General features: G+C 43.5%; 17 protein-coding genes. All 17 read left to right on the forward strand.

Annotated elements, in window-relative coordinates; all coding sequences use genetic code 11:
- The first annotated feature begins 64 nt into the window (after window positions 1-64).
- The 17 genes from lptC (at window position 65) to BMY62_RS01900 (ending at window position 14364) form a co-directional block, all read left to right on the forward strand.
- Window positions 65-628, forward strand: a complete 564-nt coding sequence (gene lptC, locus BMY62_RS01815) for an LPS export ABC transporter periplasmic protein LptC (RefSeq protein ID WP_090655712.1) — start codon at window positions 65-67, stop codon at window positions 626-628.
- Window positions 629-639: 11 nt separating this feature from the next.
- A complete protein-coding gene (lptA, locus tag BMY62_RS01820; protein WP_090655714.1) occupies window positions 640-1185 on the forward strand; it encodes a lipopolysaccharide transport periplasmic protein LptA in 546 nt (181 codons plus the stop codon).
- A 28-nt stretch (window positions 1186-1213) separates the two neighbouring features.
- Window positions 1214-1936: an LPS export ABC transporter ATP-binding protein gene (gene lptB, locus BMY62_RS01825; RefSeq protein WP_090655718.1), complete on the forward strand. Its 723-nt coding sequence runs from the start codon at window positions 1214-1216 to the stop codon at window positions 1934-1936.
- 54 nt (window positions 1937-1990) lie between these two features.
- Complete coding sequence (locus tag BMY62_RS01830; RefSeq protein ID WP_090655721.1) at window positions 1991-3403, forward strand: RNA polymerase factor sigma-54; 1413 nt, start codon at window positions 1991-1993, stop codon at window positions 3401-3403.
- Between the two features lie 18 nt (window positions 3404-3421).
- A complete protein-coding gene (gene hpf / locus BMY62_RS01835; protein WP_090655724.1) occupies window positions 3422-3745 on the forward strand; it encodes a ribosome hibernation-promoting factor, HPF/YfiA family in 324 nt (107 codons plus the stop codon).
- Between the two features lie 50 nt (window positions 3746-3795).
- Window positions 3796-4263 (forward strand): PTS sugar transporter subunit IIA, encoded by a 468-nt coding sequence (locus BMY62_RS01840; RefSeq protein WP_090655726.1) that lies wholly within the window; start codon window positions 3796-3798, stop codon window positions 4261-4263.
- Complete coding sequence (gene hprK, locus BMY62_RS01845) at window positions 4250-5209, forward strand: HPr(Ser) kinase/phosphatase (RefSeq protein ID WP_090655729.1); 960 nt, start codon at window positions 4250-4252, stop codon at window positions 5207-5209. The genes BMY62_RS01840 and hprK overlap by 14 nt, the downstream gene beginning before the upstream one ends.
- 92 nt (window positions 5210-5301) lie before the next feature.
- On the forward strand, window positions 5302-5922 hold the full coding sequence (locus tag BMY62_RS01850) for a flavin prenyltransferase UbiX (RefSeq protein WP_090655732.1): 621 nt from the start codon (window positions 5302-5304) through the stop codon (window positions 5920-5922).
- Between the two features lie 245 nt (window positions 5923-6167).
- Window positions 6168-6632: a Fe-S cluster assembly transcriptional regulator IscR gene (gene iscR, locus BMY62_RS01855; RefSeq protein ID WP_090655734.1), complete on the forward strand. Its 465-nt coding sequence runs from the start codon at window positions 6168-6170 to the stop codon at window positions 6630-6632.
- A gap of 242 nt (window positions 6633-6874) precedes the next feature.
- Window positions 6875-7216, forward strand: coding sequence for a HesB/IscA family protein (locus BMY62_RS01865; protein WP_090655739.1), 342 nt, complete (start codon window positions 6875-6877; stop codon window positions 7214-7216).
- 108 nt (window positions 7217-7324) lie between these two features.
- Entirely contained in the window at window positions 7325-8761 is a 1437-nt protein-coding gene (gene sufB / locus BMY62_RS01870; protein WP_090655742.1) for a Fe-S cluster assembly protein SufB, read from the forward strand.
- A complete protein-coding gene (sufC, locus tag BMY62_RS01875; RefSeq protein WP_090655745.1) occupies window positions 8758-9552 on the forward strand; it encodes a Fe-S cluster assembly ATPase SufC in 795 nt (264 codons plus the stop codon). The genes sufB and sufC overlap by 4 nt, the downstream gene beginning before the upstream one ends.
- A complete protein-coding gene (sufD, locus tag BMY62_RS01880; RefSeq protein ID WP_090655748.1) occupies window positions 9549-10889 on the forward strand; it encodes a Fe-S cluster assembly protein SufD in 1341 nt (446 codons plus the stop codon). The genes sufC and sufD overlap by 4 nt, the downstream gene beginning before the upstream one ends.
- Before the next feature lie 3 nt (window positions 10890-10892).
- Complete coding sequence (locus BMY62_RS01885) at window positions 10893-12152, forward strand: aminotransferase class V-fold PLP-dependent enzyme (protein WP_090655752.1); 1260 nt, start codon at window positions 10893-10895, stop codon at window positions 12150-12152.
- On the forward strand, window positions 12152-12646 hold the full coding sequence (gene sufU, locus BMY62_RS01890; RefSeq protein WP_090655755.1) for a Fe-S cluster assembly sulfur transfer protein SufU: 495 nt from the start codon (window positions 12152-12154) through the stop codon (window positions 12644-12646). Before BMY62_RS01885 ends, sufU begins: the two co-directional genes overlap by 1 nt.
- 83 nt (window positions 12647-12729) lie before the next feature.
- Window positions 12730-13290: a NifU family protein gene (locus BMY62_RS01895; protein ID WP_090655758.1), complete on the forward strand. Its 561-nt coding sequence runs from the start codon at window positions 12730-12732 to the stop codon at window positions 13288-13290.
- 486 nt (window positions 13291-13776) lie between these two features.
- Window positions 13777-14364, forward strand: coding sequence for a ubiquinone biosynthesis accessory factor UbiJ (locus BMY62_RS01900; protein ID WP_090655762.1), 588 nt, complete (start codon window positions 13777-13779; stop codon window positions 14362-14364).
- Window positions 14365-14458: the final 94 nt, after the last annotated feature.

The following is a 14458-nucleotide window of genomic DNA, read 5'->3' on the forward strand; positions in this document are numbered from 1 at the left end:
TGCATTTAGCTATGTGAATCTTCTATGAGATTTATGACACCAATTGTCATTTGAGTTTATATTCATGTTTCGGCGTTCAAACTTCAATTTTTCTTTTATCGCATTGATTGGCCTGGCAGCACTGGCGTTATGGCTTGATAATATTACTGAGCCATTCACACCGGGTGTTGATAACGAACCGTACCAGCAACCGGACTACATCGTTGAGAATGTATCCGGATTGCGCATGGAGCACGCGCAATCAATCCAGCACGTATTTCATGCAAAAAAAATGTTACACTTTATAAATCATGATTTTACAAAACTCAGTGACATCCATTTCATGCACCTCAAACCGGACACACCTCCATTTCGTGTGTCTGCCAATCAAGCTGAAATTCATAACAATGGTGAAGATATTTACTTAGCAGGCGACGTTAACGTTATACGCGGAAATGATGATGACGAAAAAAAAATAATCATGGAAACAAAAACGCTTCATCTTATTCCGGGTAGGGAACTTGTTCAGACAGACCAGGAAGTCGTAATCACAAGGCTTAATACGACCGTTCATGGAACAGGCCTGGAATTTAATAACAATACCAACAAAATCGAACTATTGTCCCGCGTGCGCGCGGTCGACCGATAACGCGAGCACTCATGAAGAAACATTCCTTTGTTTATCTGTTATTTTTTATCATTCCTTTCAGCGCCTTTGCCGAACGTTCAGATCGTGACAAACCAATTTATCTCGAAGCTGACCGTGCAACAGTTGAAGACATTAATCGCAAGGATTCCACACGTGTAAGTGTTTTCACCGGCAATGTTATTTTGACACAGGGCACTTTACGCATCAGTGCAGATAAAATAGTTATCAAAGAGGACATCAATGGATTCCGTCATGCGACAGCAACGGGCAACCTGGTCAGTTTCCGTCAGAAACGTGATGGTGTTGATGAATATGTTGAAGGTTGGAGCAAACGTGTCGAATATGATAATAAAATCGACAAAATTGAATTATTCAAACAGGCGCGCCTCAGACGTGGAGAAGACGAAGTGAACGGCGATTATATTTCATACAACATGAATAGCGAATTTTTTCAGGTCATCGGCAGTCATGAACGCGGGGAGCAAACAGATACCGATAACCGTGTACGCATCATCATCCAGCCCAAAAACAAATCCGCCGAGTCCAGTTCAGAATAAGCGTTTAAAAACTGTGTTATAGGCGCCCATGAGTATATTAAAAGCCCAAAATTTAAAGAAACGCTACAAATCACGTACTGTCGTTCATGATGTCTCTTTTTCCTTGAATAGTGGAGAAGTCATTGGCCTGTTAGGTCCCAACGGCGCAGGAAAAACAACCTGCTTTTACATGATTGTGGGGCTTGTACCACTCGATCACGGTGATATATTTCTTGATAATCGTGGCTTAACTCAGCTTCCTGTCCATGAAAGAGCACGCCTGGGATTGAGTTACCTGCCTCAGGAGGCCTCAATATTCAGACGACTGACAGTTGAAGAAAATATTTTAGCCATCCTGGAATTACACCGCTTGAACGACGACCAATTACAGCAACAACTTGATGAGTTATTACATGACCTGCATATTAGTCATATTCGCAACAATACCGCGATGAGTCTGTCCGGTGGCGAACGAAGACGTGTAGAGATAGCGCGCGCACTGGCTTCTCATCCAAGATTTATCTTACTGGACGAACCATTCGCTGGTGTCGACCCAATTGCAGTCATGGATATCCAAAAAGTCATTAATTTTCTGAAAGACCGTGATATCGGAGTTTTAATCACCGATCACAACGTTCGCGAGACACTGGGTATTTGTGACCGTGCCTATATCATCAATGATGGAAAAGTGTTAGCACAAGGTGCACCAGATGAAATCATTTATAATGAGCATGTCAGGAAGGTTTATTTAGGTGAGCATTTTCAGTTGTGACAAGCCTCATATAATTTTTATAGTTCGATAAACGCCTAACTGTCTTTTGGAATTATGAAGCCCACGCTCCAGCTAAAACTATCGCAACAGTTAAATCTCACCCCTCAATTACAGCAATCAATTCGATTACTGCAGTTATCCACGCTCGAACTAAATCAGGAGCTTGATCGCATCATTCAAGAGAATCCACTATTAGAATTAAATGAAAACTGGGATATCAAACCATTTGAAATCCAGAAAGCTGAAGATGATACTCACCCCGATCATGATCTTGACGAAAAGAATACAACACAAACCGAGCAGGACACCGAATGGCTTGAAAACAGTTCAACATCGAATTTTACCCAGAATGAGGATTATGAAATACCTCAGCTGGCTGCCGAACCGGCAACTCTCAGAAATTACCTGACACAGCAATTATCGCTCAGCCAGGTGCCGGAACGAGAAAAAAAAATTGTCGGCCTGTTGGTTGACAGTTTAAATGATGACGGTTATTTGACACAGGACCTCGATGAATTGTTATCCATTCTGCCCGACGAACTAGGTATTGAAATTGACGATTTGAATCAGGCACTCACCTGTCTTCAACATCTGGACCCTCCAGGTGTAGGCGCGAGAAACCTACAGGAATGCCTCTTATTACAACTGGAAAGCCTGCCTGAGAATACTGCACACAAGAAGCAGGCTATCCGCGTAGTAACGCAGTACCTGGACATTCTGGCCTCCCATGATTATGTATTAATAAAAAAGTTATTAAAATGCGACGACAAGAGTTTACGCGCGGTCCAGAAACTGATCGTTAATTTGAACCCAAGGCCAGGTTCGGATTTTAATGCGACGGATACGCGCTATATCATACCCGACATTATTGTAAGCAAAGTTAATGGCGTTTGGGTTGCCAATCTGAATATCAACGCCCTTCCGAGATTAAACATTAATCATTATTACGCGAATATTGTCAGACAAAAACACGACGAATCTTCAAAAATCATGTCGAATCAGCTAATTGAAGCAAAGTGGCTGATTAAGAATCTGGAACAGCGTTCCAGTACTATACTCAAAGTATCAAATGCAATCGTTGAAAAACAGCAACAATTTTTTGAGCACGGTGAGATCGCTATGAGGCCGCTAATTCTCCGTGAAATTGCAGACTCTTTGGAGCTTCATGAATCGACCGTTTCCCGTGTTACGACCCAGAAATTCATGCATACACCTCGCGGTATTTTTGAACTTAAATATTTTTTTGGCAGTCATGTCACCACAGACACGGGCGGTTCCTGTTCGGCCATAGCTATACGGGCATTAATCAAACAACTCATACAAAAGGAAAACCCAAAAAAACCGCTGAGTGACAATAAGATAGCAGGTATCCTTGAAGAACAGGGTATTGTAGTTGCTCGCAGAACAATAGCCAAATACCGGGAATCCATGCAGATTCTTCCCGCAAATCTACGCAAGACATTTTAATCATTAAAAGGAAAAACTATGAATTTAAAACTAACAGGCAATCATGTTGAGATAACTCCAGCTCTGCGCGATTATGTCAACACCAAAATCAGCAAAGTTACTCGTCATTTCGATCATGTAATCGATGTCAGCGTTATCCTGTCTGTTGAAAAACATAAACAAAAAGCCGAAGCGAATTTACATATCCGCGGCAAGGATATATTTGTTGAAGCTGACAGCACTGATATGTATGCATCTATCGACAGCCTGGTAGACAAACTCGACCGTCAGGTTCTCAAACACAAAGAAAAGAACCTTGAGAAACGAAATCATCAAGCATTGAAAGATCAAGAATTTGATTGATGCGGTCGCAAACTCTTGCGACTGAAGATTTCATCTAACGTTGGAAATCCATGAATCTAATTTCACAATTATTACCCGAATCGAATGTTATTATCGATCTGGATGTAGCAAGCAAAAAGCGTGTGTTTGAGCAGGCGGGCTTATTATTTGAAAATACAATCCAGATTGCCCGAAGTCAGGTATTTGACAGCTTATTCGCGCGGGAAAAACTTGGTTCTACCGGTCTTGGGCAAGGTGTGGCAATTCCGCATGGACGCATAAAAGGGCTGCGTGAAGCTGTGGCAGCTTTAGTAACAATGAAAGAAGCCATTCCCTTTGATGCTCCTGACGGTCAGCCTGTCAGTATCGCCTGTATACTTCTGGTTCCTGAAAAAGCAACCGATACCCATCTTCAGATTTTGAGTGAACTGGCCCAAATGTTCAGCGACAAAAAATTTCGTGAAAAAATTCTACACAGCAAGAATGCTGCTGAAATTCATCAACTGATTGCAGATTGGACGCCCCATGTCTCAAATTAGCATTTCTGATCTTTACGAAAACAAACAGGAGAAGTTGAAACTGATTTGGGTAGCCGGAATGGCTGCCAAGAATAAGATACTCAGCGATGACTGGATCGCACAGTCTAACCAGGGTTTGATCGGCCATTTGAATTTTATCCATCCTAACTGGATACAGGTTCTCAGTCGCAATGAAGTCGACTATATCAATAAACTGGATGTTCAAAACCTTCACAAAAAATTTGACCTGCTTAAACAAAGCCACCTCGCCTGCATAATCGTAGCCGACGGTGCAAATGCACCCGATTCGATGTGCCAAATGGCTGATGCAGTCCACATTCCGTTACTTGGGTCACCCTTTCCCAGTGTTGAAGTTATCTGGTTGCTGCGTTCTTACCTTGGTCGGGTTCTTGCACCTTCGTGCTGTTTACACGGCGTTCTCCTGGATGTGCTTGGCTTGGGTGTGTTGATCACCGGTGAAAGCGGTGTCGGCAAAAGCGAACTGGCGCTTGAACTTATAAGTAGAGGACACGGACTTGTCGCCGATGATGTAGTCGAGCTACGCAGAATCGCGCCAGAGACACTGGAAGGAAGATGCCCGGAAATTCTGCGCGACTATCTGGAAGTTCGCGGTCTTGGCATGCTGAATATTCGCACCATTTTCGGTGAAACTGCTGTTCGTCGCCACAAGAACATGAAACTGATTGTACATTTGCAAAACACAACCGGTTCTGAAACATATCAACTGGAAAGATTACCAATTAGTAATCTGAACGAAACTATCATGAATGTGGATATTCCCAAGGTCATAATACCAGTAGCAGCAGGCCGCAATCTTGCTGTACTGGTCGAAGCGGCAGTACGCAATTATGTTCTCCAACTACGTGGTATAGACAGCACCAAGGATTTTATCGAACGCCATGAACAGAAAATGGCCAATTCACCTGAAAATCAGAGTAAACAGTAGCGGAAACTTCTATCGTCGCCAATAACGAGGCAATCAATATAAAAATCAGAACAGCGAATTCGAGTTGATACACTTGACCGGAAAGCCATAAAATGTTCAAGCCCCGCACCGTTACACTAGCACTGACCGGCGCTTCTGGTATGGCCTATGGCGTACGGTTGCTTGAATTGCTGCTGCAAAGTGGGCAACATGTTTACCTGCTCTACTCCAAGGTTGCGCAAATTGTTGCTCAACAGGAGATGAATATGGCGCTCCCCTCCCAACCAAAAGAAGCTGAAGCCTTCTTCAAACAGCTCCTTAGCCCCGCCTCAGGTCAATTAGAAGTATTTGGTCGCGAAGCCTGGTTCTCATCTGTTGCCTCAGGCACCAATCCCGCCGATGCAATGGTCATCTGCCCATGTACTATGGGAACGCTAGCTGCTATTGCTTCAGGCTTGAGTCAGAATCTGATTGAACGAGCGGCTGATGTCATGTTAAAGGAAAAACGTCAATTGATACTGGTACCCCGGGAAACACCATTCTCTTCGTTGCATCTAGAAAATATGCTCAAGCTTTCAAATTCTGGTGCAGTCATTTTACCGGCCAACCCTGGTTTTTATCATCACCCCCAAACGACTCAGGATGTAATCGATTTTGTCGTAGCTCGCATACTGGACCACCTAAGAATAGAGCACCGGCTGATACCCCGCTGGGGCGAGAAAAATAGCACATAATTTATTTTTTGAAACAGAACAATATGTTGATGTTGTAGTTCATATGTTTTGCTCGCCTCATATTTAACTTGATCCGGGTTCTGACGGCAACTCCGATACGCTGTCTTCTCACACCACATCCCAGTTCAAATTATTGTTGACTAATTCAATCAGGAATTGTATAGTTGACTAAAATAATCAAGTATTCCTTATTTGAAGTAATGCTTTTTTATTGTTAATTACAAATCATCAAGGAGTGTTTAGACATGAGATTGACTACAAAAGGCAGATTTGCAGTAACAGCACTTTTAGATCTTGCCATGCAACAAAGCAGTAATCCGGTAACATTGGCTGATATCAGTCAGCGCCAGAAAATTTCGCTGTCCTACCTCGAGCAGTTATTTGCCAAGCTTCGCCAGTCCGAGCTTGTTGACAGTGTTCGCGGCCCCGGTGGCGGCTACTGTCTTGCTAAAGAACTGGAACAAGTTTCTGTAGCGGATATCATCCTGGCTGTCGATGAGCCAATTGATGCCACTCAATGCGGCGGCAAAGAGAACTGCCATAACGACAGTAAATGCATGACACATGACTTGTGGGCAAAGCTCAACGATCTGATTTTTGATTATCTGGGCGCTGTCACTCTGAAAGAACTTGTCGATCATCAGGAAAACATCAGGAAAGATCAGGAAGTTGTTCCCCTGTTTGATATGCGCAGGTCAACAGCTGCTTGAACGGACGCAATTCAGTATAACAAGTTCAACGGCATTACCAGCAATTGCCAGCGACCAGACAAAAGGATTGGTGGATATTTCAGAACGGTTAGAGTTAAATCATGTCATAAACAAATCAGGTTTGAGCCTCGACCAGACTTTGAAGCAATCAAAACAGCTCTATCAAATGGTCTTTATAAACGTATTTTCTGGGCTGCACGATGCGTTGTTTAATGATAGATAAAAGGAAACCTAAATATATTATGTCTCTTACTTTAACTGAAAATGCTGCTAAGCACATCAAGCAACAAATTGCCAAACAGGGTCACGGTATTGCATTGCGTATCGGTATACAGAAATCGGGTTGCTCCGGATATTCCTATACGTACGATCTCGCCGATGAAATTAAAAAAGATGATCGATTATTTATATCTGAAGACACAAACATTGTTGTCAATACCAATGATTTGCCTTTCCTAAACGGTTCAAAGATTGATTTTGTTCAAGAGGGCCTGAACAGCTTTTACAAGCTCAGTAATCCCAATATCGACAACACTTGTGGCTGTGGTGAAAGTTTTAGCCTAAATGAATCGGTAGAAAGATAATTTAATTAATAAAATCAATTAATTATAATAAATAATATTCTGTTACTACAGCAAATTAAATTCTAGATAGCCCAAGCTAATAGATAAATTGACAAAGGAATAAACTCTATGAGTGCTGTATTACAAAATTTGGTTAATCAACCATACAAACATGGCTTCGTCACGAATATCGAGTCTGAAATTGCACCAAAAGGACTCACAGAAGAAACGATACGATTAATTTCAGCAAAAAAGAATGAGCCTGAATGGCTTTTGGATTTCCGTCTGAAAGCCTATCAGAAATGGCTTACCATGTCAGAACCAGACTGGCAGAACGTTCATTATTCAAAAATTGACTTTCAGGCAATCAGCTACTATGCGGCACCGAAACCGAAGGAAAAGCTGTCCAGCATGGATGAAGTTGATCCCGAGTTGTTACGCACTTTTGAAAAACTGGGTGTACCAATGCATGAAAGAGCTGCGCTTGCTGGCGTTGCGGTTGATGTTGTTTTTGACAGTGTTTCTGTTGCCACAACCTATAAAGAAAAGCTTGCCGAAGTCGGTATTATTTTCTGCTCAATTTCAGAAGCAGTTCAAAAGCACCCGGACCTGGTCAGGCAATATCTCGGTACCGTAGTGCCTGTCGGCGATAATTTTTTTGCAGCACTTAATTCTGCGGTATTCACCGACGGATCTTTCTGTTATATACCCAAAGGTGTTAAGTGTCCGATGGATCTGTCCACGTATTTCCGAATTAATACCGAAGGTTCCGGTCAGTTTGAACGTACCCTAGTAATTGCAGAGGAAGGTGCATCCGTATCTTATCTGGAGGGCTGTACTGCACCGCAATTTGATACCAATCAATTGCATGCCGCAGTTGTTGAACTGGTTGCCCTTGATAACGCGGACATCAAATACTCAACCGTACAAAACTGGTATGCCGGCGATGAAAATGGCGTTGGCGGGATTTACAATTTTGTCACAAAACGGGGACTCGCCAAAGGCGTCAATTCCAGAATTTCATGGACACAGGTTGAAACCGGATCAGCAATTACCTGGAAATATCCTTCGTGTATTTTACGTGGTGATAACTCAATCGGTGAATTTTATTCTGTCGCACTCACCAATAATCTCCAGCAGGCAGATACCGGCACCAAAATGATACATCTTGGAAAAAATACACGCAGCACTATCATCAGCAAAGGTATTTCAGCCGGCAAATCAAACAGCAGCTATCGTGGACTTGTACGTATCACGCCCAATGCATCAAATGCGCGTAATTTTTCACAATGCGATTCCATGCTGGTGGGAGATCAGTGCGGCGCGCATACTTTCCCATACATACAAGTACAGAACAGCAGTGCAAAAGTTGAGCATGAAGCATCTACATCGAAGATTGGCGAGGATCAACTGTTTTATTTTGCACAGCGCGGTATCGATTCAGAAGAAGCCGTTTCAATGATCGTAAACGGTTTTTGTAAAGAAGTATTTCAACAGCTTCCTATGGAATTTGCTGTAGAAGCTACGAAATTGCTGAGTTTCAAACTTGAGGGCAGTGTAGGATGAAAAACCAGAACAACAAAACAATTCTTGATGTACAGAATTTGCATGCAAACACGCAATCAACCGAGATCCTCAAAGGAATAAATCTGACTGTTAAATCCGGTGAGATACACGCCATCATGGGGTTGAATGGTTCAGGAAAGAGCACCTTTGCCAAGGTATTAGCCGGACATCCGGACTATACGGTTACACAGGGTAATATTCAATTCGAGCAACAGGATTTATTGGCCCTGTCCCCAGAAGAACGTGCACAAGCGGGTATATTTCTGGCGTTTCAATACCCTATTGAAATCCCCGGTGTAGCCAACAGCCAGTTTCTGCGCCTGGCTTACAATACCATTCAGTCAAAACGGGGTAATGACGAGCTTGATCCGTTAGAGTTTGACGACTTTGTTCGTGAAAAAATGAAGCTGTTGGAAATGAATCCTGACTTTCTTGATCGCAGCGTCAACGAAGGATTTTCAGGTGGTGAAAAGAAACGCAATGAAATTTTACAAATGGCGCTGCTTGAACCAACACTTGGAATTCTTGACGAAACCGACTCCGGTCTGGATATTGATGCGCTTAAAATAGTCGCAAAAGGCGTTAATCATCTCAGTAATGCACAGAATGCCATGATCCTGATTACCCATTACCAACGTTTGCTGGATCATATTGTGCCGGACTATGTCCATGTCATGGAAGCAGGCCGCATTGTTAAAACGGGTGGAAAAGAACTGGCGCTGGAATTGGAAAAACACGGATATGACTGGCTTCATGATGATCGTCACAACAATGTAGGGGTATCAGCATGAGTGAGCCGGCAAATGTGGATTACCTTTCATGCCTGTTCAAGTCGCTGGATGCAAAAGCTGATGGCAAGATAAACGCGGACACATCGCCTGAGAATCCACAGTCATGGTTAAAACAATTACGTGCACAGGCAATTGAAAATGCTGGGCAGCTTAAATGGCCTACAATAAAAGACGAGGAATGGCGTTTTACTGATATTTCTTCATTAGCGAAACTGCCTTTCAAACCGGCACAGCCTGGACAAGTACCAGCCTTATCAGACATTCAGCCCTATTTGATTAAGGAAGCAGTCAATCGCCTGGTATTCGTCGACGGTTTTTTTGCACCGGAGCTTTCCAGTATTACATCTGAAAACCAAATGTGTATCGGCAACCTGTCAGCGTTGGCAACGCAACATGCCAATACCATCATGTCGCATTTAGGGCAGTATGTTAAGCACCAGAACAATCTGTTTGCAGCGTTGAACACTGCATTTTTACATGATGGTGCAGTCATAGTCGTGCCGCAAAACAATGTTGTCGACCTGCCTGTCCATTTATTGTTCATCGCCACGCAGGTGGAAACGACTCATTATCCGCGTTGCCTGATTGTCGGGGAGGCCAACAGCAAAATAACTGTAATTGAAGATTATGTCGCTCTTCAGAATAACGCCGAAGATGCATATATCACTAATTCTGTTGCTGAATTCAAACTTGCTGCCAATGCGCAGATCCAACATGTTCGTATGCAACGTGAAAATCAGAATGCTTTTCATCTGGCAAACTGCGCTGTATCTCTTGACCATGCCAGTCGATATCAGGCAGTAAGCGTTTCGCTGGGCGCAAAAATTTCACGCTACAATCTGGATGTCAGGCTAGAAGCAGAAACTGCCGAGTCCATCATTAACGGTTTAGCATTAATTACAGATCAGCAACTGGCTGATACGCATACCTGCATTGATCATTTGAAACCAAACTGCACCAGTCATCAGAAACATAAATGTATCGCTGACGATAACGCACACGCGGTTTTTAATGGAAAAATCATTGTTCGGCCCAATACCCAAAAAACGAATTCTTCCCAGTCAAGCCGCAACCTGTTGCTTAGCGACAAAGCCCGAATTGATACAAAACCCCAACTCGAGATTTTTGCCGACGACGTCAAATGTGCACATGGTGCAACCGTGGGTCAATTGGATAAAGAAGAAATTTTTTATTTGAAAAGCCGCGGCCTATCAGAATTAACAGCCCGCAATCTCCTCACATATGCATTCGGCGCTGAAATTCTGGACAGTGTTCCTGTAGCTTCGCTTAAGCACACACTCGAGCAGATTGTACTTAACCAAACTCAAAGCTGTTAGATTATGGCCCAAAATAATGTATTAGCAGCGCTGCATACAAGCGCAGAATTCGACGTGGAAAGAATCCGTGCGGATTTCCCAATTCTGAGCATTGAAGTTGAAGGCAAGCCACTGGTGTATCTTGACAATGCCGCCTCCAGTCAGATGCCACAGCAGGTTATCGATCGTCTTGTGCACTACCAGACTGCCCAACACGCCAATATCAATCGTGCTGTGCACTATCTTTCGGAAGTGGCTACAGATGAATATGAGAAAGCCCGTCACAAGATACAGCAATTTGTGAATGCCCGTGAACAACGGGAAATTATCTTTACCAGTGGCACCACGGATTCAATCAATCTGGTGATGCACGGCTATGGCCGTCGGTTTATCCAGGCTGGAGATGAGATCATTCTAACGACACTGGAACACCATTCCAATATTGTACCCTGGCAAATGCTTGCCAAGGAAAAAGGCGCTGTAATTCGAGTCGTACCCATCAACGACGCCGGTGAACTCGACATTGATGCGTATGAAAAACTGTTTAATGAACGCACCAAATTTGTCGGCCTTATTCATGTTTCCAATGCGCTCGGGACGATCAACCCAGTTAAACAGATGATCGATTATGCACACCAACATAATGTTCCCGTGTTAATTGACGGCGCCCAGGCTGCTCCACATATCCCGATAGACGTGCAAGCACTTGACTGTGATTTTTATGCTTTCTCTGCGCATAAGCTATGCGGCCCAACCGGTGTTGGCATGCTCTACGGCAAGGCATCGTTACTTGAAGCTATGCAACCTTTCAAAGGCGGCGGTGACATGATTGCCTCGGTCACCTTCGAAAAGACAACCTATGCCGATATCCCTCATAAATTTGAGGCCGGCACACCGCCAATCGCGGCTGTTATCGGTTTTGGTGCGGCAGTTGATTATCTGTGTTCTATCGGCATGGACCAGATCGCCGCACACGAAACAAAATTGCTGCATTATGCAACAGAACGCATTAATGCAATCAAGGGCGCAAGAATTCTCGGGACTGCCGCTGAAAAAACAGCTGTCATATCCTTTGTACTTGATGGCGTCCATCCGCATGATATCGGCACCATCCTGAGTCAGGATGGCATTGCCGTGCGCACTGGACATCACTGCGCACAACCTGTCATGCAACGATATAACGTTCCCGCAACATCGCGCGCCTCGTTTGCTTTCTACAACGACTTATCTGAAGTGGATGTCCTGATTGAAGGTATCCAGAACGTGCAAAAGATCTTTCTATAATGAGTACAAAATCACTTTACCAGGAAGTTATTCTCGATCATAACCGCAAACCCCGCAACTACGGAACGCTAGAACATGCCAGCCACAAGGCTGTCGGCCATAACCCTCTATGCGGTGACCACCTCGACATTACACTGCAACTCAAGGACGATCATATCAACCAGATTGCATTTCATGGTGAGTCCTGTGCCATCTGCAAGGCCTCGGCTTCCATGATGACGACAGCGGTCAAAGGAAAAACCCGTTCTGACGCAGAAACCCTTATTCAGGAATTTCGCGAAATGACTTTGGGTGAGCTTGATTTAGAAAGTCCGCATCACCTTGGACGCCTTACTGTTTTTTCCGGAATACGCGATCTGCCAACACGGGTCAAATGTGCAATCCTGCCTTGGCACACTTTGCATGCTGCATTAAATGATTTGACCGATGTTTCAACAGAGGCGACAAATGATCCAGTTCAAAACATTTCAGAAAATGCGTCGGATAGCGTATAGCTTAGCAATCACGTTAATCGGAATGACACCATTCAATATTACGAATCGTCGCGAAATAAAATTCAACAGTACAATAAGAAATTATGCCGAAAATAGCTGATATCGAAGGCACGCCCAATAAAAACGCACTAAAGTTTATTCTCAAGGAACCGCTGACCTGGGGCGTTGCGCGTTCATTTGACAATGCAGAAGCCGCCAAAGATGATCCATTGGCTGCTTCGCTGTTTGAAATCGACCATGTAACAAACGTATTTTATATTGATCACTGGATAACAGTTACACAGGATGGTGAGGCCAACTGGCAGGACCTTGCACGTGAAATAGCCGATCCAATACGTGCAGCACCCGCTGCAAGCAAACAATCTGAAGAAGTGGTTGCATCTGCTAACGATCTGCTCGATCAGCTTGGCCCTGAAGATCAAAAACGCCTTGAGAGAATCAATATAATGCTTGACGAAGAAGTACGCCCTTATCTCCAGCATGATGGTGGTGATTTGCATATACTGGGGCTGGAAGGCAACATACTCAGGATCCACTACCAAGGTGCCTGCGGTACCTGTCCAAGCTCTATAACCGGTACTTTGCGAGGCATTGAACATATGCTGAGAACAATCGAACCCGATATACAAGTAATTGCCTGTTAATTACAGGCATTGAAAAACGCTTTTGTAAACTCAGCTAAGCATAGAAATGCTTATATAGCATATATACAATTCGTGCCGGTTTTACTATACCCGGATAAACCGTTCAGCCCCGTTCAGATTTTATGGTTATCGATTTAATTCATTTGATTCCATAATACTGCGACAGTTTCTTCACCGGCCCAATCTGGAAATTGAACAGTGAACAGGCTTCACACTTTTTCATGTATACCTTTATCGGTTGGGTCGTTATTGAACTCATTGAAACTGATTCCGGGACGAATTTCTCAATCCAACCTTCAAATTAGCGATACAATATCGGGATGACAAACGCTGAGTCACAGGATTGAGTTACTATTCATTTACGGTCTGCATAATGAATTGCCATTACCGGTTCAGGTTCTATAAAATCCATTCTGCTATAAAACCTTATACGGATCCCGATGGCATGTATTTTTTTACCGACCGAAAACTATCTGAATATTGATTATGTTAACAGTATTCGCAGTAGATCAGTTTAATCATATTTTGCGTCAGGAAGGCTGGCCGCTTAAGCGGTTACAACCTTTTAAAGGGAAAACAATCCATTTTCGACTACCGCCGATACTTGATTTAAGACTGATTGTTCAGGAGAACGGTGAATTATTGCATAGTCATGATCAACCTGAAGCGGATGTCACGCTCTTGATCATGCCCGCCCTGTTGCCAGGACTAATTGCACGCGATGAATCGGTTTACGACAAAATTGATATTTCGGGTGATTCTGGTTTCGCAAATGAATTGATCGCTATCGGCAAACATATCAGGCCGGGCATTGAGCAGAACCTTGGCAAAATCATAGGAGACATCCCCGCACACCGGGTCGTACAAGCCGGCAATGACATTTTTCAATGGCATATTAACTTGACCAGAAACGTGTCAGAAGCAATGGGCGAGTATTGGCAGGAGGAACAGCCGTTATTAGTAAAATCCGATGCTGCCAGGAAAGCTTCTGAACAAATAAAAGTATTACAACAGGACACTGATCGGTTGAAAGCCAGAATTAATCGAATTATTCAAGCAACAAACGTGGACTAAGGAGGCTAGCAAAAATAACTTGAACAACTAAGCGTATAAGGCTATGCTTCAAGTATGAACTTGGAGCAGCAGATCAATAAAATATATCAGTCAC

The sequence above is a fragment of the Nitrosomonas marina genome (assembly GCF_900111605.1).
Classification (GTDB): domain Bacteria; phylum Pseudomonadota; class Gammaproteobacteria; order Burkholderiales; family Nitrosomonadaceae; genus Nitrosomonas; species Nitrosomonas marina_A.